Annotated in this window: 26 protein-coding genes, 2 tRNA genes and 4 pseudogenes; 22 read left to right on the forward strand and 10 right to left on the reverse strand. The window is 58.4% G+C overall.

Translation table 11 applies throughout. From position 1 onward, the window contains the following. Positions 1-66 precede the first annotated feature (66 nt). Positions 67-142, forward strand: a tRNA-Lys gene (locus tag JCM15831_RS04515). 269 nt (positions 143-411) lie between these two features. Here JCM15831_RS04515 and JCM15831_RS04520 read toward each other — a convergent pair. The 5 genes and pseudogenes from JCM15831_RS04520 to JCM15831_RS04540 all read right to left on the reverse strand — a co-directional run bounded on the left by JCM15831_RS04520 (position 412) and on the right by JCM15831_RS04540 (position 2,997). Next, positions 412-486, reverse strand: a tRNA-Gln gene (locus JCM15831_RS04520). Between the two features lie 46 nt (positions 487-532). Then, positions 533-1,161: pseudogene (locus JCM15831_RS23890) on the reverse strand (TetR family transcriptional regulator). A gap of 95 nt (positions 1,162-1,256) precedes the next feature. Beyond that, a complete protein-coding gene (proC, locus tag JCM15831_RS04530) occupies positions 1,257-2,051 on the reverse strand; it encodes a pyrroline-5-carboxylate reductase (RefSeq protein ID WP_025823047.1) in 795 nt (264 codons plus the stop codon). Further along, positions 2,048-2,554, reverse strand: a complete 507-nt coding sequence (locus tag JCM15831_RS04535) for a type III secretion system chaperone family protein (RefSeq protein ID WP_025823050.1) — start codon at positions 2,552-2,554, stop codon at positions 2,048-2,050. The genes proC and JCM15831_RS04535 overlap by 4 nt, the downstream gene beginning before the upstream one ends. Positions 2,555-2,712: 158 nt before the next feature. Continuing rightward, positions 2,713-2,997, reverse strand: coding sequence for an accessory factor UbiK family protein (locus tag JCM15831_RS04540; protein WP_025823052.1), 285 nt, complete (start codon positions 2,995-2,997; stop codon positions 2,713-2,715). A gap of 205 nt (positions 2,998-3,202) precedes the next feature. Here JCM15831_RS04540 and rfaD point away from each other — a divergent pair, with 205 nt between their 5' ends. The 4 genes from rfaD to JCM15831_RS04560 are packed head-to-tail and all read left to right on the forward strand — an operon-like array spanning position 3,203 to position 6,738. Further along, entirely contained in the window at positions 3,203-4,183 is a 981-nt protein-coding gene (rfaD, locus tag JCM15831_RS04545; RefSeq protein WP_025823054.1) for an ADP-glyceromanno-heptose 6-epimerase, read from the forward strand. Between the two features lie 8 nt (positions 4,184-4,191). Next, positions 4,192-5,025 (forward strand): prolipoprotein diacylglyceryl transferase, encoded by an 834-nt coding sequence (lgt, locus tag JCM15831_RS04550; RefSeq protein WP_035773847.1) that lies wholly within the window; start codon positions 4,192-4,194, stop codon positions 5,023-5,025. Then, positions 5,018-5,812: a peptidoglycan editing factor PgeF gene (gene pgeF / locus JCM15831_RS04555; protein ID WP_025823059.1), complete on the forward strand. Its 795-nt coding sequence runs from the start codon at positions 5,018-5,020 to the stop codon at positions 5,810-5,812. Before lgt ends, pgeF begins: the two co-directional genes overlap by 8 nt. Further along, entirely contained in the window at positions 5,809-6,738 is a 930-nt protein-coding gene (locus JCM15831_RS04560; protein WP_025823061.1) for a hypothetical protein, read from the forward strand. The genes pgeF and JCM15831_RS04560 overlap by 4 nt, the downstream gene beginning before the upstream one ends. Positions 6,739-6,754: 16 nt before the next feature. On the opposite strand, the gene JCM15831_RS04565 is transcribed toward JCM15831_RS04560, so the two are convergent. Beyond that, positions 6,755-7,438 carry a glycosyltransferase family 61 protein gene (locus tag JCM15831_RS04565; protein ID WP_232228000.1) on the reverse strand — a complete coding sequence of 228 codons (684 nt, stop codon included), beginning with the start codon at positions 7,436-7,438 and terminating at the stop codon, positions 6,755-6,757. Here JCM15831_RS04565 and JCM15831_RS22445 point away from each other — a divergent pair. The 4 genes and pseudogenes from JCM15831_RS22445 (at position 7,322) to JCM15831_RS04580 (ending at position 9,815) form a co-directional block, all read left to right on the forward strand. After that, the gene (locus JCM15831_RS22445) at positions 7,322-7,714 is read left to right on the forward strand and encodes a hypothetical protein (RefSeq protein ID WP_232228002.1); all 393 of its coding nucleotides are present in this window, start codon (positions 7,322-7,324) and stop codon (positions 7,712-7,714) included. The genes JCM15831_RS04565 and JCM15831_RS22445 overlap by 117 nt on opposite strands. A 323-nt stretch (positions 7,715-8,037) precedes the next feature. Next, positions 8,038-8,700 carry a CsgG/HfaB family protein gene (locus JCM15831_RS16650; protein WP_035773849.1) on the forward strand — a complete coding sequence of 221 codons (663 nt, stop codon included), beginning with the start codon at positions 8,038-8,040 and terminating at the stop codon, positions 8,698-8,700. A 46-nt stretch (positions 8,701-8,746) separates the two neighbouring features. Beyond that, positions 8,747-9,019, forward strand: a pseudogene (locus tag JCM15831_RS23895) (DUF4810 domain-containing protein); the annotation flags it as partial. Between the two features lie 130 nt (positions 9,020-9,149). Then, on the forward strand, positions 9,150-9,815 hold the full coding sequence (locus JCM15831_RS04580; protein WP_025823067.1) for a DUF799 domain-containing protein: 666 nt from the start codon (positions 9,150-9,152) through the stop codon (positions 9,813-9,815). Positions 9,816-9,947: 132 nt separating this feature from the next. On the opposite strand, the gene JCM15831_RS22450 is transcribed toward JCM15831_RS04580, so the two are convergent. Next, on the reverse strand, positions 9,948-10,997 hold the full coding sequence (locus JCM15831_RS22450; protein WP_232228001.1) for an ATP-binding cassette domain-containing protein: 1,050 nt from the start codon (positions 10,995-10,997) through the stop codon (positions 9,948-9,950). Between the two features lie 161 nt (positions 10,998-11,158). After that, on the reverse strand, positions 11,159-11,875 hold the full coding sequence (locus JCM15831_RS22455; protein ID WP_232227994.1) for an excinuclease ABC subunit UvrA: 717 nt from the start codon (positions 11,873-11,875) through the stop codon (positions 11,159-11,161). A gap of 723 nt (positions 11,876-12,598) precedes the next feature. Here JCM15831_RS22455 and JCM15831_RS04590 point away from each other — a divergent pair. From JCM15831_RS04590 to JCM15831_RS04635, 10 genes and pseudogenes are all read left to right on the forward strand, one after another. Then, the gene (locus JCM15831_RS04590) at positions 12,599-13,531 is read left to right on the forward strand and encodes a ribose-phosphate pyrophosphokinase (protein ID WP_025823069.1); all 933 of its coding nucleotides are present in this window, start codon (positions 12,599-12,601) and stop codon (positions 13,529-13,531) included. Positions 13,532-13,543: 12 nt separating this feature from the next. Then, positions 13,544-14,128, forward strand: a complete 585-nt coding sequence (locus JCM15831_RS04595; RefSeq protein ID WP_025823071.1) for a histidine phosphatase family protein — start codon at positions 13,544-13,546, stop codon at positions 14,126-14,128. 211 nt (positions 14,129-14,339) lie between these two features. Next, positions 14,340-14,981, forward strand: a complete 642-nt coding sequence (locus JCM15831_RS04600; RefSeq protein ID WP_025823073.1) for a 50S ribosomal protein L25/general stress protein Ctc — start codon at positions 14,340-14,342, stop codon at positions 14,979-14,981. A 20-nt stretch (positions 14,982-15,001) separates the two neighbouring features. Further along, positions 15,002-15,579, forward strand: a pseudogene (gene pth, locus JCM15831_RS16665) (aminoacyl-tRNA hydrolase). After that, the gene (ychF, locus tag JCM15831_RS04610) at positions 15,579-16,673 is read left to right on the forward strand and encodes a redox-regulated ATPase YchF (RefSeq protein WP_025823075.1); all 1,095 of its coding nucleotides are present in this window, start codon (positions 15,579-15,581) and stop codon (positions 16,671-16,673) included. Before pth ends, ychF begins: the two are co-directional and overlap by 1 nt. A gap of 108 nt (positions 16,674-16,781) precedes the next feature. Further along, positions 16,782-17,929: pseudogene (locus JCM15831_RS16670) on the forward strand (glycerate kinase). 79 nt (positions 17,930-18,008) lie between these two features. Further along, positions 18,009-19,265 carry a glutamate-5-semialdehyde dehydrogenase gene (locus JCM15831_RS04620; protein ID WP_025823077.1) on the forward strand — a complete coding sequence of 419 codons (1,257 nt, stop codon included), beginning with the start codon at positions 18,009-18,011 and terminating at the stop codon, positions 19,263-19,265. A 37-nt stretch (positions 19,266-19,302) separates the two neighbouring features. After that, a complete protein-coding gene (locus tag JCM15831_RS04625; RefSeq protein ID WP_025823079.1) occupies positions 19,303-19,893 on the forward strand; it encodes a nicotinate-nucleotide adenylyltransferase in 591 nt (196 codons plus the stop codon). A 117-nt stretch (positions 19,894-20,010) separates the two neighbouring features. Beyond that, the gene (rsfS, locus tag JCM15831_RS04630) at positions 20,011-20,466 is read left to right on the forward strand and encodes a ribosome silencing factor (protein WP_035773852.1); all 456 of its coding nucleotides are present in this window, start codon (positions 20,011-20,013) and stop codon (positions 20,464-20,466) included. Between the two features lie 9 nt (positions 20,467-20,475). Then, positions 20,476-20,931, forward strand: coding sequence for a 23S rRNA (pseudouridine(1915)-N(3))-methyltransferase RlmH (locus JCM15831_RS04635; protein ID WP_025823083.1), 456 nt, complete (start codon positions 20,476-20,478; stop codon positions 20,929-20,931). 145 nt (positions 20,932-21,076) lie between these two features. On the opposite strand, the gene JCM15831_RS04640 is transcribed toward JCM15831_RS04635, so the two are convergent. Continuing rightward, entirely contained in the window at positions 21,077-21,853 is a 777-nt protein-coding gene (locus JCM15831_RS04640) for a CHAP domain-containing protein (protein ID WP_025823085.1), read from the reverse strand. Positions 21,854-22,002: 149 nt separating this feature from the next. Beyond that, positions 22,003-22,353 (reverse strand): RidA family protein, encoded by a 351-nt coding sequence (locus JCM15831_RS04645; RefSeq protein WP_025823087.1) that lies wholly within the window; start codon positions 22,351-22,353, stop codon positions 22,003-22,005. Between the two features lie 197 nt (positions 22,354-22,550). Here JCM15831_RS04645 and JCM15831_RS04650 point away from each other — a divergent pair, with 197 nt between their 5' ends. The 3 genes from JCM15831_RS04650 to JCM15831_RS04660 are packed head-to-tail and all read left to right on the forward strand — an operon-like array spanning position 22,551 to position 24,711. Beyond that, positions 22,551-23,192 (forward strand): MBL fold metallo-hydrolase, encoded by a 642-nt coding sequence (locus JCM15831_RS04650; RefSeq protein ID WP_035773920.1) that lies wholly within the window; start codon positions 22,551-22,553, stop codon positions 23,190-23,192. Positions 23,193-23,209: 17 nt separating this feature from the next. Continuing rightward, positions 23,210-23,707 (forward strand): DUF192 domain-containing protein, encoded by a 498-nt coding sequence (locus tag JCM15831_RS04655; protein WP_025823090.1) that lies wholly within the window; start codon positions 23,210-23,212, stop codon positions 23,705-23,707. Positions 23,708-23,712: 5 nt separating this feature from the next. After that, on the forward strand, positions 23,713-24,711 hold the full coding sequence (locus tag JCM15831_RS04660) for an NAD-dependent epimerase/dehydratase family protein (RefSeq protein WP_025823092.1): 999 nt from the start codon (positions 23,713-23,715) through the stop codon (positions 24,709-24,711). The last annotated feature ends 142 nt before the right edge of the window (positions 24,712-24,853 follow it).

Genomic DNA, 24,853 nt, shown 5'->3' on the forward strand with positions numbered 1-24,853 from the left:
GTGCATTTTTCCTCTTGCTGCCTGTTCCGCCCCCTGTTAGAAGCCCTCTCACCGGAGCGGGGCTATGGGCACATAGCTCAGTTGGTAGAGCAGCTGACTCTTAATCAGCGGGTCCAAGGTTCGAGCCCTTGTGTGCCCACCATCGCCCCGCCGGTACCTTCCAAGACATTATGCAGATCACCAAGCGTCAAAGTATGACGCTTTTTGTGTTATCTGATCGTCCCGTGTGGTGTTCACAGGGTATGGCTAGGAGAGAGCGCGCTTACTGCGCTCGCTCTGCGTTCAGAGGCTAAATGGAAGCTTTACGCCTGTGCATCCGAGCTGATGCTCTCTCCCGATGCGGAGGACGGCGACAGCTCTATGGCTTCTTCAAAAGGAAGCACGCAAAGGATTTGATTTTAGGAAAAACGCTGGCTGGGATGGGAGGGATCGAACCTCCGAATGGCGGAATCAAAATCCGCTGCCTTACCGCTTGGCTACATCCCATCGCGTGTGACGGCTTTTAATCTGCCTCATGGCAGACGTAAAGCCATTATGTTTCGAGTTCGAGCGAATGGTCAGGGATTCCCGTCTGACGGGTCGCTTCCTCCAGCAACCGGTTCGGCGACGGCTTCAGAGCGCCATAACGTTCAGCCTTGTCGAGGGCCTGATCGAGCGCTGCCATGGTTTGCGCGAGATCGGGGCTGTCATCCTTTTCCCATGCGCGCAGAGCAAAACCCCAGGCTCCCGCAAGACCGTTGAGACGCAGCGCACCGGTAATGCCGGCGCAGTCGACACCGGCCAGATCGCCCATCCAGCGCATCGTATCGAGTGTTGCGGCACCGAGAAGCACCGCGAGACCCGGTCCGTGGGCAGGGCCTGAAGTACCGCGCGAATGCCTTCGCGATATTGCTGAAACACGTCGAAGCGACGCATGAAGAGATCGAAGACGCGCTCGCGCACGGATCCATTCAGGCCGTCATCACGAAAGGCCGATTCATCGGCAAGGCGACCCAGCCGCATGAGAAGACTGTGACGGAAGGGAAAGCGTCCGCGCACCTCGTCAATCGGGAGGCCTGCCTGTTGGGCCGCCTCAACCAGCGAGAAGCGCGGCCAGCCTTTATCGGCGGCAAGAGAAAATCCTGCCTCCAGAAGCGCCAGATCAAACTCTTCGCGATCGATACTCGTCATAAACCTGTTCCTGTCTTTCTGAGGCCGATCATACCCTATGGGCGTTTGGTGACAATTGAATGACAGGTCAGGATCCGTGTTTTCTGTCAGGATGCCATCTCACGGGCGCGTGCCATGGCCTGATCGACGGCCTTTGTCATGGCTTCGGGCCAAGCGGGAGGGGCCATTAGCACGTCGAGTGCCTTGGCCGTGACGCCATTGGGGCTGGTGACGTTCTGGCGCAGAACGGCGCTTTCCTCTTCAGACGCCGCGATCAGAGCGCCTGCACCCGATACAGTGCCTCTGGCGATCAGCCGTGCGGTATCTGACGGAAGGCCGACTCGCAGCGCCTCTTTTTCAAGAAGCTCGGCCAGCAGGAAGACATAAGCGGGTCCACAGCCGGAAATCGGGGTCAGGGCTTCGAGCTGTGGCTCGTCGTCGACCCAGGCCACCACACCGACGGCGGAGAGCAGCGTCGTGCAGAGTTCACGTTCGGACGCGTCGAGGTCGGGACTGCAAACGCCCGTTACGCCCTGGCCAATAGCGGCCGGTGTGTTGGGCATGGCACGAACGATCTTGGTGCGCGCGCCCTGACAGGCAGCACGCAGACTTTCGACCGTGCGGGCTGCGAGCATGGAGATGACGATCGTGTCGTCGAGCCAGGGACGCAAAGACGCCAGCGCTGTTTCCATCCCGGCCGGTTTTACTGCCAGAATGATGATATCCGGTTTGAAATCCTGCGGAATTTCCTCGGCACTGCGGACCACATGATGAGGTGCAGGCGGCGCCGGGCAGCGCCGGTCAAGAATGACGGATGAGGCAACGCCCCGGTCCAGCCATCCCTGCCAGAGCGCACCGCCCATTTTTCCGCAGCCAACGAGAAGCAGAGAAGGCAGGCTCATGCTTCACCCATACAGTCGAGCATGGCGGCTTCGAGCGCTTCGACCGGCGTCTTGCCGCTCCACAGCGTGAACTGAAATGCGGGGTAAAAACGCTCGCATTCCGTAATGGCGATATCGATCATGTCTTCCATGCTTTCTGCAGCAAGGCTGGTGGCACCGCGCAGCAGAACCGAGTGACGGAAAACCGGCGTGCCCGTTTCGAGATCGAGGCTGAAATGGCCGATCCAGAGACGCTCATTGGCAAGCGCGATGAGCTCATAGAGGGCTTTGCGACGGTTGGCGGGGGCCCGCAGGTCGAACGTGCAGGTAAAATTCATGGCGGCGATTTCGCGGGACCATGAAAAATAGAGACCGTAATCGCACCATTTTCCGGGTGCTTCGGCCGCCATTTCCGAATCGGTGCGACGGTCGAACGCCCAGTCATGGCCGCAGACGATCTGCTCCATGACGTCGAGCGGATTGGTATCCTGATGTGAGGAGGAGGAGACGGATAGAGCAGGCATTCGGGACTCCCTGGGCCGGTGACGCGCGGGGCGAAGCGACGCGCATCAGGATGTCTGCAACGATATGAAAATTCGCAGTTTTTGGGCCGCGAATCGTCATATCAGGTCACGTTAAGGATGCCGCGCCTCACTTGCAAGGACGCAGACATTCCTGCCTCTCAAGAGGAAGAGGCGGGGGTGGTGAGTGCCTTTTCCAGATCGGAGAGACGCTCTTCGATACGGGCCAGTCGCGCATCGGCATCTTCCTGTGCGATGCGTGCCCGTGTTGCGAGTTCGCGGGCCACGTCCAGTTCGTCACGGCGTACGAGATCGAGCGAGGAAAGCACTTCGTCGATGCGCGCGCGCACCACGGCGTGAAGTTCTTCGCGCAATCCAGTCAGGGCCGAAAACGCGCCTCCGGCGGCGCCTGCGAGATCATCGAAAAAACGGGGCCGGTCTGCCATGGCTTTATCCTTGCTGTCCTGACGTCCGGTCGTGAAACCGGGCGGGTTAGAGGCCCCCGTGCGGCCAGCAGGGGCGATGCGGCGCCCAGACTGACTTTCACCTCTGCCGAGAGCAACGTGACACGGGGCGTTGGGATGCCAGGGTCACGTTTTTCTCCAGCGGGTGTGGCTTGGAGGTTGCGTTTGGGCGTCTTATACAGATTCCATGATGATCGTCACCGGCGGCGCCGGATTTATTGGCTCGTGCCTGGTCGCAGCGCTCAAGGCGCGTGGTGAGGCTGTCGCGGTTGTGGACCGCCTGCGCGATCAGGGGAAGTGGCGAAACCTTGCCAAGCACCCGCCGGATCTGCTGATCGATCCTGATGCGCTCGATACCTTTCTGGCGAATTCTACCGATATTCGAGCCGTCTTTCACATGGGGGCGATCAGCAGCACCACGGCCAGAGATGGCGATCTGGTGTGGCGCACCAATGTCGATCTTTCGGAAACCCTGCTTGACTGGTGCACAGCGCGCGACGTCCCGTTTTTCTATGCGTCCTCGGCAGCAACCTATGGCGCTGCAGACAGGCCCGAGCAGTTTTCGGATTCACCGGCCTCGCTCGCAACCCTGAAACCGCTGAACCTGTATGGCTGGTCGAAACACGTCTTCGATCAGCATCTGACAGCGCGTCTGAAAACAGGAGGAATGATGCCGCGCCAATGGGCAGGCCTCAAATTCTTCAATGTCTATGGACCCAACGAATACCATAAAGGGTCGATGATCTCGGTCGTGAAGGTCAAATATGACGAGGTCAAGCGTGGTGAGCCAGCACGGCTCTTCCGGTCCGACCGGCCCGATTTGGCCGATGGGGCGCAGGCGCGTGATTTCATTTGGGTGGGCGATCTGGTCGATATCATGCTCTGGCTGTTCGATCATCCGAAGGTAAGCGGGCTGTTCAATTGCGGCACAGGCACGGCACGCAGCTATGTCGACCTTGCCAATGCGGTCTGCGATGCCGCTGGCATGTCCCGTCGTATCGAGTTCATCGATATGCCCGATGCGTTGCAGGGCCAGTATCAATCCTATACCTGCGCTGACATGACGCGCTTGCGTGAAGCGGGGTATGACCGTCCCTTCACCTCTCTTGAAGAGGGCGTCACGCGCTATGTGCGCGAGTATCTCGCAACGTCAGACCCCTATCTGTAAAGGCTGCCATGCAAGCCCACCCGATCATCCTGCCCCAGTTCGATCCGATTGCCTTTCGTCTGGGGCCGTTGGCTGTGCACTGGTACGCGCTGGCCTATATTCTCTCGATCCTGATCGGCTGGAAAATTGCCATCCGGCTCTGCGGTCTGGCGCCACGTGCCGCAACCCGGGAGCAGGTGGATGATTTTGCCTTCTGGGCCATGCTCGGTGTCGTGCTGGGGGGGCGGCTTGGTTACATCCTCTTCTACAAGCCGGGATTTTACCTGACTCATCCTCTCTCCATCCTGCAGGTCTGGCAGGGCGGCATGTCGTTTCATGGGGGAGCTCTGGGCGTAATTCTGGCGCTTGCGTGGTTCACTTGGCGCAACGGGCTCAACTTTCTGTCTTTTTCGGACCGCATCACCATTATTGTCCCGCTGGGCCTTGGGCTCGGTCGCTGCGCGAATTTCGTCAACGGAGAGTTGTGGGGTCGCGCTGCGCCGGAATGGCTGCCTTGGGCGATGGTTTTCCCCACGGGAGGGCCGATCGCCCGTCACCCGTCCCAGCTTTATGAAGCCCTGACTGAAGGGGCTCTGTTGCTGGGTGTGATGCTTGTTGCTGCGAGCCGTCCCTGGGCGCGGATGCGTTACGGGTTTCTCTCCGGACTTTTTCTTTTTGGCTATGCTGCGGCGCGCAGCTTTTGTGAGCTGTTCCGGGAGCCCGATTCATTCATCGGCTTCCTGCCCTTCGGCGTGACAATGGGGCAGGTTCTCTGCGTCCCGATGGCACTGGCCGGGCTCTGGCTCATGATGTACGGCATACGCCATCCGCATACGCTCGAAGGGGAGAAAGCCTATGGCTGAGTCTGCTCCGCGTGGTTGGGCGCTTCAGGCCGACTCTCTGGCTTTTATGCGTCATGGCTTCTTCACCCGTCTTGGAGGGGTCTCTCCCGCGCCGTTCAATTCGCTCAATTGCTCTCTGGCCTCATCGGACCGACCCGAGAACATTGCGGAGAACCGCAGCCGCGTCGCCCGATTTCTCGGGGTAGACGCTCCCTCGTTGCTGGGCCTGACTCAAACGCATTCGGTCGATGTCGTGACGCTGACACGCGAGACGCCGCTCTGGCAGACTGGGCGTGGTCCGCGCGCCGATGCGTTGGTGAGTGATCGTGACGATCTGGCGCTAGGCGTGATCACGGCTGATTGCGGGCCGGTTCTCTTTGCCAGCCTCGATGGCCGTGTTGCGGGGGCGGCTCATGCAGGGTGGCGCGGCGCCGTGGGTGGGGTGCTCGAGGCCACGCTCTCGGCAATGGCTGCTCTCGGGGCTGGCGATGTTGTGGCGTGTGTCGGCCCCTGCATCCGTCAGGACAGTTATGAAGTTGGGGCCGAGATGCGTGAATCTGTGCTCGATGCCTCGCCCGAAGCCGCGTTCTGTTTCATGCCAGCCGGGCGCGATAATCATTTCCTTTTCGATCTGCCGGGGTATTGCCTGCACAGATTGCGCCGCGCCGGCTTACGTTACGTTTCGATGATAGGGCTCGATACATGCCCTGATGTGCGTCGCTTTTTCAGCCATCGTCGGCGCACGCTCGCCGGAGGCGGAGCGATCGGGCATCAGATTTCAGTAATCAGGGCAGGAAGACAGTCATGAGATCGAGCATGAAGACCGTGATCGGATTGCTGGGAAGCATGGCTCTTCTGGCGGGATGTGTGGATATGCCGCATCCATTTGGCGATCCCGGGCCGGAAGGGCGCCGTCTCGCCCTGACAACGCCGCCGCCACGCCTCGCTGTCCCGACACCCCCAGACTCCCTGCTCGATAATGCAGCGTCAGCGCTTTGGGCCAGAGAGGTCGCGACCCAGTTGGTCGATCAGTCCCTGCCAGCTGTCGCGCAATCCGCGAAGCCGGGCGATTGGTGGCTCAGGCTCTCGGCCACGATGCAGGGGGATCAGGTGGTCCCGCATTATGTGGTCATGATGCCGACAGGTGAGGCGCGTGGTCATTGGGATGCCGCGCCGATTCCGGCTTCTGTCTGGGCACAGGGGCAAAAGCCGGTTTTGACGACACTTGCTGCCGCCTCGGCTCCGCAGATCAGCAATGTCCTGACCGGTATTCAGGCTGCCATGATGCAGGCTGACCCCCACAGCCTCAAGCGCCGTCCGGCGAAAGTCTTTTTCAAGGGCGTGAAAGGGGCGCCGGGAGATGGGAATGTCTCGCTGGCGCGCGCCTTTGTCGCGAGCTTTCCCGATCAGCACGACAAGCTGGAAAGCAACGTCAAGAATGCGGATTACAGCGTTGAGACGACAGTGACGTTGAGCGATGGCCCGGCCGGGATGACTGGACATCCGACCCAGCACATCGAGATCATCTGGCGTACGGTTGCAGCAGACGGCAAGGAAGCAGGGGCGGCTACCCAGCTTCATGACATCGATGCCCATTCACTCGATGGCGCCTGGGGCGATGTGGCGATGGCGGCTGCTTCTGAAGCGGCGGGTGGTGTGCATCAGATCATCACCAATTACTCGGGACGCGATCATAAACCGCTCCCGCCCGAACAGGCCGCGGCGAAGAAATAGACAGGAGACGGTGCGTTCAGGTCAGGCTGCGCACTGCTTTGACGATTTTGGCGGCGAGGCCTTCGGGATCGGTAATGACATACCGATTGGGATCGATTTCTTCTCGTTTCAGGAAGAAATCGACATCCAGGTAGAGCGCTTTATGGTGGCAGCTCTCGTCAATCATGCGTTGCGTACCGAAAATATAGCCGTCATGATTCAGGACGATGATCGTCTTTCCCTGGAAGAACGCCGCATTCATGAAGGCCGAGCCAGAGAAACCGATGAAAGTCGAATGGCTGGCCCAAAGCTTGAGTTGTTCTTCAATCGAGAGGCTTTCCGGGTAGCAGAGTTCAATACCCAGCTTTTCAAGCACAGCACCCAGCGCGTCTTCACCGTCATAGCGGCGCGTGGTTGAGGCAGCGCGGTGTCGGGAGAGAAAGACGGGGCGATGGTGTTCTGTGCCTGAATATTTTCCCAGAATGCGCTGCCCGATATCGCGCATGAAATGGCTCCAGACATCGTAGCAATGGGAGTTTTCGATAAAAGAAGGCTCGGCAACGTCGATATTTTTGAGAAGTGAATTCTCCGGGAGAGAGAGAATTTGGCTTCGGTCGATTTTGAGGCTGTCCAGAATTTTGACGATGAAGCCCCCTTCATCATGGAAGCTCCGATAATTGGGCGCGATATACCCCGCATAGCGTCGCTTATGATGACGCAGATACCACAAGCGTTGCAGCGTGCTGGTCAGGAAATGGCCGAAATGGTCGTGGAAGTAACCCAGCCAGAAGCAGTCTGCCGGACCTTCTGTGGGGGGGTGGTCGAGAAAGACGGTTCGCGGTGCATATACGTGATAATGAAAAGCGCCCTGCAGATTTTCCCCTGCGCAGTAAGTAGAGTTTTCGACAAGGACCCCACCCAGGGTATAGAGAGAGTCGTGAAGAAGAATAGAATTGTTGTGGTGAGAAAAAGAAGGTTCTCCCCTAAGAATCAATGATCTACCAAATGTATTTCTGCATATAAAACTCTGATTTATCATCATTACTACAAGATGATAGTAGTTAACGAAAATTTTCAACCTAAGATTGGGTGATCGACATCACCACTGTGGAGATATCTAAAACCATTTATCTGTCTCAAACTGGTTATTCTCTGAAAATTAGTATTGGTATCGATGTGGTCCAGTATCAAATGTGAAGAAAATGAGACAATTTGAGAATTGATTAACTATTAACAATTTCATTGCCGGAAAAACTTGTGCAATAAAGTCGGGGTAACGCGCTCTTTCAGAAGAATAGCAGAACCAGGGGGTCAATTTTGGTGCACGTAAAAAGCCTAGTCTTCGGGGTTCTCTCTTCAGCCTTGCTGCTCGGTGGCTGTGCCACCGAGTCTTCTCGTACGTTGCCTGTGCCGCCCGTGCAGGTGTCGCAAACGGCGTATAATGGCCCGCGCGTCGCCATCGCAGCGGGGAAGTTTGCCAACCGCTCCAATTACATGAACGGTATTTTTTCTGACGGAGTCGATCGTCTCGGCAATCAGGCCCGTGTCATTCTGCTGACGCGCTTGCAGCAGACGGGTCGTTTTTCCGTCATGGATCGTGACAATCTCGCTGAGGGAAAGCAGGAGGCGGGTTTTCTCGGTCAGGGACAGGCGATCAAGGGCGCACATTACCTTGTAAGCGGCGATGTCACGGCCTTTGGTCGTAAGGATGTGGGTGACATGCAGCTTTTCGGCATCGCAGGGCGGGGTCACAGCCAGATCGCCTATGCCAAGGTGAGTCTGCAGATCGTCAATCCGCTGACATCACAGATTGTGGCGACAAGCGAAGGCGCTGCGGAATACAGCCTGTCCGACCGTGAAGTCATCGGTTTTGGCAGCACCGCCGCGTACGATTCGACGCTGAATGGCAAGGTGCTCGATCTGGCAATTCAGGATGCTGTGAACCATTTCGCTCAGGACGTTGATTCGGGGCAGATTCGCTAATCTCCCCCACCGCGTTTTTTTAAACCGAGAGACGGATTTCGAAATCATGACACGTTACGCGAAAGTTTTGGCAGGGCTTGCTCTGTCAGGCATTCTCGCTGGCTGCTCAGGGCAGTCAACGCCGCCCCTCTATAGCTGGCGGAGCTTTCAGGCACAGCAATACATCTATCTGCAGGGTAAGACCGATCCGCAGGCACAGATTGCGGTGCTGGAAAAGGATATGGAAAAGGCCCGTGGCAAGGGGCTGTCCGTTCCCCCTGGCTTTCATGCCCATCTCGGACTGCTTTACGCAACTCAGGGCAAGACCGATCTGGCCCAGCAGGAATTCACTCAGGAGAAGACCCTGTTTCCTGAAGCCGCGACCTATATGGACTTTCTCCTGAAAAACATGGGCCAAAGCACGAGCACGAGCACGAGCACGAGCACGAGCCAGACTGCGAAGCGTCGTCATGAAGAGCGTTTCTGTCATGCGCCGCGTTGCCGGACTGGCGCTCTGTCTTGCCGTAACGGCCTGTGCGTCACAGGGCCAAGCCCCGGACTATACGGCCTTCAAGGCAGCGAAGCCTCGTACCATTCTGGTCCTGCCGCCGGTCAATCATACGCCAGACGTCAATGCGACCAATGGGCTTTTGTCGCAGATGACCCTGCCTCTGGCGGAAGGGGGCTATTACGTCGTTCCCGTCACGCTTGAGACCGAAACCTTTCGGCAGAACGGGCTGAGCGCCCCTGACGAGATCATTCAGGCACCTGCCGAAAAGCTGCGGACGACCTTCGGTGCGGATGCTGCGCTTTACACGACGATTACGGCTTATGGCTCAGTTTACCATGTGATCGACAGCAACACCATTGTGACGGCCAGTGCGAAGCTGGTTGATCTGAAGAGCGGTTCAGTCCTGTGGACCGGCATAGGGTCGGCTGCGAGCTCTGAGAAACGTCAGAACTCGGGTGGTGGGATCGTCGGTATCCTCGTGAGTGCGGCGATGAACCAGGTGATCGATAATCTGACGGATGAAAGTCTTGCCGAAGCAGGAACTGCGGCAAACCGCCTCCTAAAGGTTGGGCCGCCGAACGGGCTGCTCTACGGACCACGCTCGGTGAAATACGGTACCGACTGATTGTACCGATTAACCTCGTCCCGCAGCGCCGGGACGAGGTCAGGGTGTTACACCCACTTTGGTGGAAACCTCGTTCTGCCAGTTCGGGCAGGTGGTGCGCTTGAACATAACGGGCCCTTTTCGGACCGGTGATTAGTCCTGGGCACCTTTCCCCACATAGCGTCTCAGTTCACTCCCGGTGAGAGTATTTGGGGCGTCGAGAATCCCCTGAGCCGGGCCAGAATACATGATCTGGCCGCCATCGCCGCCTGCTTCAGGCCCCAGATCGACGATCCAGTCAGCGGCGAGCATGGCGTCGAGGTTGTGCTCGACCATCACGACGGTTTTTCCTTGTTCGACAAGGGTGTCGAGCAAGGCCAGCAAGCGGGACACATCGGCCCCGTGCAGGCCGGTTGTCGGTTCGTCCAGAATCAGCGTGTCGGGCGAATCGCCCAGACGGGTTGCGAGTTTAACGCGCTGTCTCTCACCGCCTGACAGGGTGGCGGTTGCGCGCCCGATCGCCAGATGGCCGAGCCCGACATGGTCAAGCTGCTCGAAGAGTGTCGCAATTTCGGCGGTGCGCGACGAAAAGAACCGTGCTGCCCTGCTTGCCGGCATGTCGAGAATTTCAGCGATCGTGTGATTATCCAGCCGATAGCTGAGAGCCGTTTCGTTGAAACCAGTGCCGCCGCAGGCTTCGCAAACCGTCTCGGTGCTGTCGAGAAAGGCGAGTTCCGTGACGAGGATGCCGCGGCCTTTGCAGGTCGGACAGGCTCCCTGAGCGGCATTGGTAAACCAGCTGCGTGACACACGGTTGGTACGGGCCATGAGATCGCGGATACGATCCATCGCTCCGGTATAGGTGGCGACAGTCGATGTGCTGCTTCCCCTCAAGGGGCTCTGGTCGATCAGATGTGCGGAGGGTTCAGCGGCGAGGATCTCCTGCACCAGCGAACTTTTCCCCGATCCTGCGACCCCGGTCAGGGCGATGAGAAGGCCGCGGGGGATATCGATATCGATGTTGCGCAGATTGTTGCGGCACGCCTTGCGGATCCGGATCGGCGCACCTTCAGGGGCGCGTGCGGACGTAAAAACACGTGGTGCGCGCAAAGAGTGCCCCGTCGGTGTGTCCGACGCGCGCAGACCCGGAAGATCGCCGGAAAACAGAACTCTGCCTCCCGCTTCGCCGGGTCCCGGTCCCATATCGATGACGGCATCAGCGATATCGATCAGATCAGGATCGTGTTCGACGAGCAGGACCGTATTGCCCTTGTCGCGCAGGCGCTGAAGGATGAGGCCCAGATGGCGTACATCGCGGGGATGCAGCCCGGTCGAGGGTTCGTCGAGGATATAGGTGAAGCGACTCAGAGAACTGCGAGATGGCGCACCATCTTGATGCGCTGGGCTTCGCCACCCGACAGGCTGGGTGTCGTGCGACCGAGCTGGAGATAACCCAGACCGAGATCGATGAGCGTACGAAGCTGCCCGATCAGATTTTCGAGGGCTGGCGCGACCTCGGGCATGGTCCATGTTTCTGCCAAGGCAAGCAGATCGGCAATCGAGAGGCGACTGAGATCGTCGATGTTGCGTCCGTCGATCCGGCAGCTCAGAGCGGCCTGGTTCAACCGGGCTCCCTTGCATTCCGGGCAGGTCGTGCGGTGAATGATCCGTGCCAGATCACGGGCGGTCTGCCCTTTATGGGTATCGCGCACGCCGTCGGGATAGGTCCTGCGAAAGCGATGGACGACACCTTCGTATTTGGCGGTCGCATACCAGTCAGGGGGAGGGTTTTTCAGAGGCTGCGGCTCTGCATAGAGTAGCAGATCAAGATCTTCTTTCGAGTAGTCCCTGAGCTTGCAGTCTGCATCGAAGAGTCGGGTCAGCTTATACCATTTCCAGTACCAGGTTCCCGGGGCGTAGGCGCTGAATTTGAAGGCGCCTTCGTTGATCGACTTGTCGAGATCGATCAGCTCCCTTTCGTCAATATCGACGGCTTCACCCACTCCTTCGCATCGAGGGCACATTCCCGCAGGATCGTTGAAGGAAAAGACGTGCGAATAACCGACGAAGGGGCGTCCCATCCGTGAAACAATCAGGCGAAGGAGAGGGGACGCATCGGTTGCTGTGCCAACTGTCGACCGACGGCTGGTACCGATCGCTTTCTGGTCGATGATGATAGCGGTGGACAGACCGGTTATCTGATCGACATGAGGGATCCCCCTCTGGGGAGACGATTACGCACATAGGTCGGATAGGTGAAATTGAGCTGACGCTGTGATTCAGCGGCGAGAACGCCGAAGACAAGGGAAGACTTTCCGGAGCCGGACGCCCCCGTAAAGACGGTGATCTTACCGACCGGATGGTGATCGAGACACCTTGCAGATTATTCTGCGTGGCATTCGAGACCTTGATCAATTCCATCATAATGCCCTTACCTGACTGAACCCTGCCGACAGGCCGGGGGCCATCAGGAACGATCAAGTATCTGTGAAGTTTCGGATCATGAGGGCCTGCCCGGCGAACCGGATGAGAGGGCGGTTCGGTTTCTGAACAGGGATCCTAGCTTACCATCGGTCTGGCAACGGATCGGCTGGGAGGAGGCTGATCCTGCTGAGTCGGCGGCTTTGTCCGCGCGTGTATCCAACCCAAGAGGAAAAAGGTTGCCCGACACAGGGGTATCAACGAGCTGTCGTTGCCGAAAAAAGTCTGCCTGTCTGGCTGGAAAGCTTTGAGTTAATGACAGCGCGCTGCGGCATTGTTAGAAGGCCGCGTTTGCTGCCGTCCCGGACCGGAGTCTTTTCCTGATGAAGATCGTCGCCTGTAACAGTAACCTGCCTCTGGCGCGAGCCGTGGCGCAGGAACTGCGCCTGCCCTTGTGCAAGGTATCGGTGCGGCGCTTTGCCGATGCCGAAGTCTTCGTTGAAATCCAGGAAAATGTGCGTGGCGAGGATGTCTTCGTCATTCAGAGCACCTGCTCGCCGACCAATGACAATCTGATGGAATTGCTGATCATGCTCGACGCCCTGCGTCGCGGGTCAGCCCGTCGTGTCACGGCGGTCATGCCGTATTTCGGTTACGCCCGTCAGGATCGCAAATCCGGTCCGCGGACGCCGATCAGCGCCAAGCTGGTAGCGAATCTTCTGGTCGAAGCAGGGGCCAACCGTATTCTGACGATGGATCTGCACGCCATGCAGATTCAGGGTTTCTTCGATATTCCGGTCGATAACCTCTACGCCGCGCCCTTGTTCAAGCGCGACATCATTGCACGTCATCAGAATGAGAATCTGATGATTGTCTCGCCCGATGTGGGCGGTGTGGTGCGCGCGCGTCAATTGGCGCAGCGTCTGAACACCGATCTTGCCATCATCGACAAGCGTCGTGAGCGTGCGGGCGTGTCCGAGGTCATGAACGTGATTGGCGACGTCGCCGGGCGTTACTGCATTCTCGTCGATGACATCGTCGATAGCGGTGGCTCGCTGTGTAACGCAGCCGAGGCCCTGATGAAGCACGGGGCGATCGGGGTAGAGGCCTATGTGACCCACGGCGTTCTGACCGGGACGGCTGTGGAGCGTATCACTGCGTCGCCTCTGAAGATGCTGACCCTGACGGACAGTATTCCTGCGACTGACGCCATGGAAGAATCGCCCAATATCCGCCAGATCAGCACGGCTAATCTTCTGGCGCGTGCCATGAGTGCTGTGGCAGATGAAAGCTCTGTCTCTTCGCTCTTCGACTAAGGACCGGATTTTATGCTGCTTCGTCGCCCCTTCTGGTATTTGCGCCACGGTCAGACCGACTGGAATGCCCAAAATCTTTCGCAGGGCCGGACAGATATTCCGCTGAATGCCACGGGACGCGAGCAGGCGGTGAAAGCCGGAGACTCGCTCTCCCGTCACTGGCGCGATGGCGCCTCACCGATTGCCCGGGTTATCTCTTCACCGCTGACACGCGCCTATGACACTGCTCTGGCGGCTCAGGAAGCCATTGCCGTTTCCAGCGGCGTTACTTTGCCTCTCTCCACTGACCGCGATCTTGAAGAGGTCTGCTTCGGTGTGATGGAGGGAGAGCCGATGGGAGACTGGTACGATCCCTGGATTGCAGGCGAGTTCACCCCTGAAGGCTGCGAGACGTTCGAAGGTCTCAAGACCCGTGCTTCCGGCGCTGTCAATCGTGCGCTCGAACAGGACGGCATTCCCATGATCGTGGCGCATGGTGCGCTCTTCCGTGCCCTGCGTGCGGCGATGGACCTGCCGATCAATGTACGATTGGCCAACGCTGTGCCGCTTTATTGTGACCCGACCGAAAACGGCTGGGTGCTCACCGCTTACGAGTAAGCAGGACGGCGCGTCGTGCGTCATCCCTTGCTTGAGGGTGAAATGCCGCAGGCAAGCAGCGCACGGCCACTTCAGCTGGCCGTGTGAAGCCTTCACAAGATTACCCCACCGAATCCCGAAGAACATTGCGTTAAGGCGTCAATTCCGCTAAGGCGCCCCTTCACTCAGGCACCCCTGGAGGCCGTGAGTGCAATGAATTTGGGAGAATACCGTGACAAATATGACGTCCCTCGAAGTCTCTACGCGCGCGAAGGCTGGTAAGGGGGCAGCGCGCGCAACGAGACGTGCCGGTCTGGTGCCGGGTGTTGTGTATGGTGGCAAGCAGGAGCCGGCTCTGATCCAGGTCGATCCGCGCATCATCCACAAGGAAATGGTCCGTGGTGGCTGGCGCTCACGCCTGTTCGAACTTCCGTTGGAAGGCGGCACCGTGCGCGCTCTGCTTCGCGAAGTGCAGCTGCACCCTGTGACCGATGCGCCGATCCATGTCGATTTCCAGCGTCTGGCTGCTGGCGAGAAGGTCCACGTGACCGTCGCCATCCACGTGACCGGTGAAGACAAGGCTCCTGGCATCAAGCGCGGCGGCGTGCTGAACCTGGTCCGTCACACGGTAGACGTCATGGCTGACGTGGACAGCATCCCGTCCAGCTTCACGGTTGATCTGAGCGCGCTCGACATCCACGACAACGTGCGTTGGGACGACCTGACCGGCACCGAGAACGTGACGCCGGTTCTGCAGGCACCGAACTTCGTCATCGCTACCATCGCTCCGCCGACGGTCGATGCCGAGATGGAAGCTGAAGCTGCTGCCAAGGCTGCTGCCGAGGCCGCTGCTGCTCCTGCGAAGAAGAAGTAAGACCGCTCAGGGTGGCCGCAATGCTACTCTGGACCGGGCTCGGTAATCCCGAGCCCGGCATGCGTCGACAGCGCCATAATATCGGGTTCATGGCTGTCGACCGTATTGCCGAGCATTACCGTTTTTCGCCCTGGCGTTCGCGCTTCAAGGGAGAGACGGCTGAGGGCAGCATTGAGGGACAGAAAGTCCTTCTGCTCAAGCCCATGACTTACATGAATTTATCCGGCGAGAGCGTGCAGCAGGCTGCGCGGTTCTTCAAGATTCCGGTTGCCGACATCACCGCGCTTCATGACGAACTGGATCTTGCGTTTTGCAAGGTACGTGTCAAACGCGGGGGCGGGGCTGCAGGCCATAACGGATTGCGCTCGATGGACAGGATGCTGGGCGACCAGAATTACCAGCGTGTGCGTCTGGGCATCGGTCATCCCGGTCACAAGGACCGTGTGACGGGCCATGTGCTGGGCGATTTCGCCAAGGCCGAACAGAATGAACTCGAAGAGCTTCTCGATGCCGTCTCGACGGCATCGCCCCTTTGGCCAAAGGGGAGCCGGAAGCCTATATGACCAAAATCGCCATGCTGTGCGGGGAGAAACGCTGATGGGCTTCAATTGTGGCATCGTGGGGCTTCCCAATGTGGGCAAATCCACCCTGTTCAACGCGCTGACCGAAACGGCAGCGGCTCAGGCGGCGAATTATCCGTTCTGCACTATCGAGCCCAATGTCGGTCGTGTAGGCGTGCCTGACTCGCGTCTGGACAATCTGGCCCGGATCGGCAAGTCGCAGAAGATCCTGCCGACCAGTCTCGAATTTGTCGATATCGCCGGGCTTGTGCGCGGTGCGTCGCGTGGCGAAGGTCTGGGTAACCAGTTTCTCGCCAATATCCGCGAAGTGGATGCCATCATTCACGTACTGCGCTGCTTCGTCGATGATGACATCACCCATGTCGAAGGCGGTGTGGATCCGGTCCGCGATGCGGAGATTATCGAGACCGAGCTGATGCTGGCCGATCTCGACTCGCTGGAAAAGCGTCAGGTTTCCCTTCAGAAGCGCGCTCGTGGCAATGACCGTGAAGCACAGCAGCAGCTTGCAATCATGGACCCGATCATCGCGGCGCTGCGTGACGGTAAGCCTGCCCGCACCGCTGTGCCAGTCGGTGAAGAGGAAACAGCACGTCGCCTGCAGCTCATGACCACCAAGCCGGTGCTCTATGTCTGCAATGTCGAGGAGGGTTCAGCTGCGACCGGTAACAGCCATTCCGACGCCGTGCGTCAACGTGCCGAGGCAGAAGGGGCGGCCGTGGTGGTGGTTTCGGCTGCGATCGAGGCAGAGGTCAGCCAGCTTCCGCAGGAGGAGCGTGCAGAGTTTCTTGAAGGTCTTGGGCTGAGCAATTCCGGTCTGGATCGCGTCATTGCCGCTGGATACGGCCTGCTGGGTTTGAGCACCTATTTCACGGTCGGTCCGAAAGAGACCCGTGCCTGGACGATCACCAAGGGGACGAAGGCGCCTCAGGCCGCTGCAGTCATTCATAATGATTTCGAACGCGGCTTTATCGCCTGTGAAACCGTGGCCTATGACGATTACATCGCCTGTGGTGGTGAGTCCGGTGCCAAGGAAGCGGGCAAGCTGCGCATCGAAGGCAAGGAATATGTCGTGCAGGACGGCGACGTGCTGCTGTTCCGCTTTAACGTCTGAGACGCTCCTTTTTCTCAAGCGTCAGGAAATTTTCACGAGAGCAGGTTGGACGGTACTTGACCGACCTGCGTGACACGCAAGAATGGTCTCTCGACACTGGAGAGGGTTATGGAAATTCTTGTCGCTTGTGATTCCTTCAAGGAGAGTCTGACCGCAGAGGCCGTTGTTGAGGCCATCATCAGCGGCTTTTCGGAAATCTTCCCTGCGGCGCGTTACCATTCTTTCCCCATGGCGGATGGCGGGGAAGGAACAGCAGCCATTACCGCACGAACCCTCAAGGGTCATCTTGTGACGCACACGGTTACGGGGCCCTCGGGGTTCCGGTAACAGCAGATTTTGCTGTGCTGAAAGAGGGTCAGACCGCTGTCATCGAGTTGGCTGAGGCGGCGGGTCTCGCTCAGGTACCGCCCGAGTCACGGTCTCCCCTGTTCACGACGACCTACGGCGTCGGGCAATTGATCGCGGCAGCACTCGATCTTGGTTGTCGTCATCTTGTTCTTGCCTTGGGAGGCAGCGCTACCTGTGATGGAGGCGCTGGTCTGCTTCAGGCGCTTGGAGTTTCGTTACGCGATCTGCATGGTCAGGAAATCGCACAGGGAGGGGGACCGCTGGGAGGCGTGTTCTCTCTGGATGTTCAGGGGCTCGATCCCCGACTCACAGACTGTTCGATCGACATATTATGCGATGTCACAGCTCCCTTGCTCGGCGATACCGGGGCTGCCGCCGTATTCGGGCCGCAAAAGGGGGCAACGCCTCCCATGATTCCGATCCTCAACGCCTCTCTTGCGCGTCTCGCGAGTCTGCTCGAAGCGCATGCTGGGCGTGACCTGACAACGCTTTCCGGCATAGGGGCGGCCGGAGGGGCTGCGCTTGGCCTCGTTGCACTGTGCGGGGCAAAGCTTGTCCCGGGGGCCGATGCCATGGCCCGATTGCTCGGGATAGATCGGGTGATGAACCAGGTCGATCTTGTGATCACGGGCGAGGGGCGTCTCGACGGTCAGACGGCGTGCGGCAAGGCGCCTCAGGCGATTGCGAATTTGGCCAGGCAAGCGGGGAAACCGGTCTTTGCCTTTGCGGGTACGCTAGGCGCCGGGAGCGAGCGGCTGCATGCGGAAGGGTTCGATGCGCTCTTTAGCAGCCTCGATCGTCCCTGCACGCTGGAAGAGGCAATTGCGAACGCGGCGCCTGCCTTGCGTCGATGTGCACGTAATGTTGCATCGGCTCTCGCGGTAGGACGATCTTTTCAAGCTGCGTAGGAGTGATACATAGCCTTGCACGTTCCTTCCCACCGTATGGTGGGAGAGAGCCGTTGCATGGAAGACAGGAGAATGCAGGATGGAAGCCGTTACACCTCAGTTCGACTTCAAGGCCCTGACCCGACCAGCTCGCGCGGCTGCCCGCATTCTCGCCATTGCTCCGGAAAGCCAGCGCAATGAGGCCCTGCGTGCGGCAGCGGCGGCTCTACGGGAGCATTCAGCCGATCTTCTCGTTGCCAATGCGCGCGATGTCGCGTCATCGAAGGCAAGTGCAGCCTTCATCGATCGTCTGACCCTTACTCCCGCTCGGATAGAAGCGATGGCCAAAGGGCTCGAGGCGATCGTCCAGCTTCCCGATCCTGTTGGTCGCACGCTTTCGGAATGGACGCGTCCCAATGGCTTGCTCATCCGGCGAGTCGCAACGCCGCTCGGCGTGATCGGCATGATCTATGAAAGCCGTCCTAATGTCGGAGCCGACGCTGCAGGACTCTGCATCAAATCGGGGAATGCCGTGATTCTGCGCGGCGGATCTGAAAGTCTGCATTCGGCCCGGTGCATTCAGAGCTGTATTCAAAGCGGTTTGGAGAAAGCGGGCTTGCCGGGCGCATGTGTCCAGATCGTGCCTGACTCGGATCGTGCCCATGTGACCGCCATGTTGAGTGCCTCTGGAGAGATCGACATGATCATCCCTCGCGGAGGCAAATCCCTGGTGGAACGTGTGCAGCGTGAGGCCCGCGTGCCTGTGCTCGCCCATGCTGACGGGCTCTGTCACACTTACATCCATCAGGACGCGGATTTTGAGATGGCGCGCGAAATCCTGGCCAATGCCAAGATGCGACGCACGGGAGTCTGCGGAGCGACAGAGACGCTCTTGATTGATCGGAAAATTGCTGCCGATCTGCTTCCACTGCTTGTGAAGGATCTGCACGCTTTGGGGTGCGCCATTCTGGGCGATGAGGCGGCGCGTGGCATCGTCGATGATCTCGAGGCGGCAAGTCCGGACGATTTTGCGACGGAATGGCTGGATGCACGGCTTTCAGTTGCCGTGGTCGATGGGGTCGGGGCGGCTTTGGCGCATATCACGCGCTTCGGCAGCGGACATACCGAAGCCATCATCACAGCCAATGCTGAAGTCGCCGAGCATTTTCTGAACGGAACAGACAGTGCTGTCGTGATGTGGAATGCGTCTACCCAGTTTTGCGATGGCGGCGAATTCGGCTTTGGGGCGGAAATCGGCATCGCCACGGGCAAGATCCATGCACGCGGCCCGGTCGGGCTCGAACAGCTCACGACCTTCCGGTACGAAGTTCGTGGCGCGGGTCAGACGCGACCCTGAGGCGGTGCAGATTCCGAAATTCGGGGATAATCGAGCGATCTCCATCGGCTTGCTGGGTGGGTCGTTCAATCCCGCCCATGCAGGACATCTCCAGCTCGCTCGCTATGCGCTGTCACATCTAAGGCTCGATCAGGTGTGGCTGATGGTCTCCCCCGGTAATCCGCTCAAGCCGCGACTTGGAATGGCCCCTTTCGATTCGCGTCTGGAGTCGGCGCGTGCGCTGGCAGATGGGCGACGCATCATTGCGACCGATATCGAGGCACGCCTGAACAAGCGGTACACGGTCGAGACCATAGCGCTGCTGCGCCTGCGTTTTCCGAACGCCCGATTCGTCTGGCTCATGGGGGCAGACAGTCTGGCCACACTGACGCGGTGGAGAAGATGGCGGGAGATCGCGCTTCATATTCCGATGGCGGTTGTCCCTCGTCCTGGCAGCAACAGGACTGCGCTCGGTGGGCAGGCCACCCATGCACTCAGCCATTTACGTGTGCCTTCGCGGCAGGGTCCGATCATGGCTCTGTCGAAAGGTGGTGTCTGGGCTTTTCTTCCGGCGCCGCAAAACGGTATATCAGCGACAGCGTTGAGGGATTCTGGAAACTATCCCGCGGCGCGCTCTCTAATGAACTGACCGGAGTGTCGAGCCATCGCCAGAAAACCGTCCGACGAGACGACCACCCCAGCCCGTCGCAGCCGCGCGTCTGCTGGTGAGACAAAAACGCAGCCTGCCACGGGTGAGGCGACAGCAATTCTGAAACCGGCAGCAACGCCGCGCAAGAAGGCTTCAGTGGCCGGTCCGCGCAAAACGCGTACGGCTCCAAAGGCGGGTGCAGAGCGTGATCTTGTCGAGAAAGCTCTTGTTGTCATCACCACCAGCCTGGATGAGGACAAGGCCGAAGATATCGTCACGCTCGATCTGCGTGGGCGCGCCAGCTTCGCCGATCATATGGTGATTGCCACCGGTATTGTTGATCGTCAGATCGCAGCGATGGCTACGCATATCGAAGACAAGCTGAACGAAATCGGTATCAAGAGAATCACCATCGAAGGTGCCAATGGTACCGATTGGGTTCTCCTCGATACCGGCGATATCGTCGTTCATCTCTTCAAGCCCGAAAGCCGCGCGCTGTACGCTCTTGAGCGCATGTGGGGCAAGGATCTGGACGATTCGGCTACCGACGATACGGATACGACGGATCTCTGATCCGGCATGATTCGTATTGTTGCGGTTGGTCGCCTCAAAAGAGGGCCCGAGCGGGAACTGTTCGATCGTTATGTCGAGCGTACCCGCCCAAAGGTCGAGCTGCTCGAGATACCCGAATCGCGAGGCAGCGCCCTTGAGATCCGCCGCAAGGATGCAGCGGCAATTCTCGCGGCCTGCCCTGACGGGACGATTATGGTCGCTCTCGACGAGGGGGGGAGTTCTCCTGACTCGCAGCAATTCTCGACCTTGCTGGAGGGCTGGCTTGCTACCGGAAAGCAGGTCTCTTTCGTGATTGGTGGTGCGGAAGGCCTCGAAGCGAGTGTCGTCGATAGAGCCGATGCACGCATTTCATTCGGCCGTATGACCTGGCCCCATATGATTGTGCGCCTTTTGCTTGCCGAGCAGATCTACCGGGCGCGCGCGATCAGCGCAGGGCATCCCTATCATCGCGCTGCGCGTCCCTGATCAATAACCCGGATAGCGTTTTCGACCCGTCCAGATTTGTCTTCAGGTTTCCTCTTCTGCTTTCCAGGCAGGAGCTGAAGCATCGCAGGCAATAAAAAAGGCGATCCGTTTCCGGACCGCCTTCTGGGTGTGACGTGAGGAAAGCTTAGCGAAGGTTGCGGCTTGGCCCTTCGAGACCGAAAGCGTCGTCTGGAGCTTCAGCCACCTCGGTCGAGGAAACAGGATGCTTGAGGGCATCGAACGATGCTGTCGACATGGTACGGGAGTGAGCCGAATTCGCCGCAGGGGTGGCGCTATTATTGGCCATCATCACCCCGTTATCAGGACGACCATAGATGAAACCGTATGTCGGATAGATGCTGCCGAAAGTTTCTGTCCGGCTGTTGAGCGCGACGCGTACAGCAGACCAGTCATTCTTCGGGGAAACATCGATGACACGCACATTTTTCGCGACGCCATTCTGGCCCCAATGGGACTGATCGATGACAATCGTACGGTTGTCTTCCACAGAGCGTACGACAGCAACATGACCATAGGGCATGCGGCGAATTGCGCGGAAATTCAGGACGGAGCCGGGCTCGGGCGCTGAGCCGCGTGCGTAGACGCCGCGGGAGTTTTCCCACCAGTCGCGAGCGTTACCACTCAACACGACATCGGAAGCAGCTTTTGCATAGGCAACACATTGGATCACATGACCACCAGAACGGTGACGACGTGTCGTGAAGCGCGTGTGGTGCAGGGCGCCATGACGTGTCGTGACATGAGAGCTGCTATGCGCTGTATGCGTAGCTGATTTGTGTGTCGGCCTTTGGCGGGCTTCAGCCTTCGGAGAGAAAACTGAAGCGCCAACCAGGATAGACAGGGCAGTCAGAGACGAAAAAAACGGCCTGCGGAGAAGTCTGAGGCAACTTTTCTGTCTCAAGTTCATTGATCTGATATCCGCCCATCATGTGTTGCATCTAGGTAACTGTGTTCACCTTGAATTTGCAACCCGTGTAGAGTGGAGTCATGGCGAATTTATGAATTTTCTCTGAGAAAGTTTTGTGTCACCCAGAGAAAGTTCAAGACGGCTCATTTTGTCGTGATCAGCATGATCTCAACAAGCATACGCGGGTCGACCATCACCGCCTCTACGCAGGCACGCGCGGGTGCTGCGCCCTCAGGGAGCCAGGCGCCCCATTGCTTGTTCAATGCGTCGCGATCAGCGACATTTTTCAGCCAGATCTGAGCCTGTAGAATGCGGGTGTTGTCCGTGCCGTGGAGTTCGAGCAGGGCATCGAGTTGCTGCAGGACGTCAGCGGTCTGCGCGTCGAAATCGGCATCGAGGTTACGAGCGACGACGCCCTGGGTGAAAACGAAGCCGTGGTATTCAACGGTTTTGGACATAACGGCGTTGGGTTCTGTACGGATAATGCGGGCCATGATCGTCTCCTGAAAATCTTGTAATGCCGGTCAGATGTTTTGTTGCCGGGAAGCCCCGACTCTGATCCGGGTACTGCGTCTGGTCAATCCTGTCTCGAGAGATGATAGCTTGCTTGCACGGCGAGCGCGCTGTATCGCGCCTTAAGGCCCGTAGACGGCCCCGATCTTCCTATTCGATCGTCAAGGAGAAGCCGGATTTGCGCGCTCGCACTGTGAAGGTCACCCCTCTGCGCCAGAACTGCACGGTGCTGGAGAAGTTGGAAACCGGCCGGGCTGTCGTTGTCGATCCGGGAGGCGATGTTCCAGAACTGCTCCGCCAGCTGGATGGTCTGACCGTCGATGCAATTTTGCTCACCCACGGACATTTCGACCATGTGGGCGGTGCAGACTCCCTGCGATCCGCGCTGAATCGACGTCAGAAGACACCTGTATGTCTTATCGGGCCCGACGAGCGTGATGCGTTTTTATTGAACTCGGTGACTCTCCAAGCTGAGGCGTTTGGTCTGTTCGACCTGCATGATGCGCATCCGGATCAGTTCGTCGTGGATGGTGAGGTCCTCGATCTTCCTGAGATCAGGTTCGAAGTCGCACATTGCCCAGGTCATACGCCGGGTCACGTCGTTTATATAAGCCGCGAGGATAAGCTGGCGATTGTGGGTGATACCCTGTTTCGTGGTGTTGTTGGTCGTACGGATTTCGCTTATGGCGACCATGAGGGCCTGATTGCCGGAATAAAGCGCACGCTGCTTTCCTTGCCTGACGATTTTGTTGTTTTGCCGGGGCATGGCTTGCCGACCACGATCGGTGAAGAACGACAGAACAATCCTTTTCTGATCTGAAAGCCGGGAGTGCAGACATGAAGAACATTTGGCGTAACGGTCTGCTGTTGTCAGGCTTGGCTTTCGGTGCGCTAGCACCCCTGGCGCATGCTGATGACAAGGCTCAGGCCGCGGCGCAGAAGCCGCTGGAAAAAGCGCCTTTGACGATTACAGACCGGCAGAGTCACCGACACGATTTCACGATAGAAATTGCGCGGACCGAAAAGGAGAAGGAGGCGGGAGAGAGCCTTCGCAAGGAGGTTCCCGAAGGGACTGGAATGCTCTTCCTGTTCACGCCACCGGAGGCAGCCAGTATCTGGATGCGTGATACACCGGTTTCGCTCGATATTGCGTTCATCGGTGCTGACGGCAAGATTCAGGCGATTGAGGAAAAGACCGTGCCGTTCAGTGAGCGACGTCTCGGCGGCAAAGATGCCTCTGCGGCGGTCCTTGAGCTCGCTGCGGGTACGATGGAGAAAGCTGGCATCGTTGTGGGCGACCTGGTCTCGTCCAAAGCGCTGGCAGCGGCCCGCTGAAGGCGATGAAGGTTTTTCTGACAGGAGTAGCCGGCTTCGTTGGCTATCATGTCGCCGAGCACCTGCTTCGCCTTGGGCATACAGTCGTTGGTATCGACTCGCTCAATGCCTATTACAGCGTTCAGCTGAAGAAAGATCGTCTGGCCCAGCTTTTGCCGAAAGCAGGCTTCACCTTTTTTCAGGCAGATCTGAGCAATCGTGAGAGTGTCGACGCGATCCTGTCTGAGCACTCCGACGTCACGCATATCGTTCACCTGGCTGCGCAGGCTGGTGTTCGTTATTCGATGATCGATCCCGGCGCTTATGTGACAGCTAATATGATGGGACATGTCGTGTTGCTTGAAGCGGCACGCCGTCTCTCCGGGCTTCGCCATATCGTCTATGCGTCATCGTCATCCGTCTATGGTCTGAACGAGGCGATGCCGTTTCGCGAAAGCGATGCGGTCAATCGGCCTGGCTCATTTTATGCAGTGACCAAGCGCGCAGGTGAGCTGACAGCCCATGCTTACGCGCATCTCTATGGTTTGAGACAGACAGGGCTCCGCTTTTTTACAGCTTATGGTCCCTGGGGCCGTCCTGACATGGCCTGCTATAAATTTGCGCGGGCGATCGTCGATGGTGCGCCGCTCACTTTGTATGAAGGTGAAGGTCTGGCACGAGATTTTACTTACATCGACGATATCGTTTCCGGCGTCGTGGCGTCCCTCGAGCACGAGCCAGCCCAAGGTATGTCCCGCCTGCTTAATCTGGGTAGCGACTCCCCGACCCCAGTCAGCCGTTTGGTTGCGTTGCTTGAGCAGGAGTTGGGGTGCAAGGCTGTTATCGAAGCGCGACGTCGACCGCTTTCCGATGTCGAGGCAACCTGGTCTTCTCATGAGGAGATGACGGCGCTCACCGGATGGCGTCCTGTCGTCAGTCTTGAAGAGGGTGTGAAGCGCTTCGTATCGTGGTTTCGCGCTTACGACCTGAAAGGCGAGAGCCTTGAGAAGGCGTCGGGCAGCTGAGGCCAGAGCCTGAGATCATAGGTTGAGGTTCAAAAGCCTCTCTTTTTTCACCCTTCTGTCATTTTTTTGAAATTTAGTGATTGACGGTGTGTGGTGTGGGGCGTAAAAGCCCGTTCACCGCAGCGGAACACGCTGAGTGATT

This window comes from Asaia astilbis JCM 15831 (assembly GCF_000613845.1).
Classification (GTDB): Bacteria; Pseudomonadota; Alphaproteobacteria; order Acetobacterales; family Acetobacteraceae; genus Asaia; species Asaia astilbis.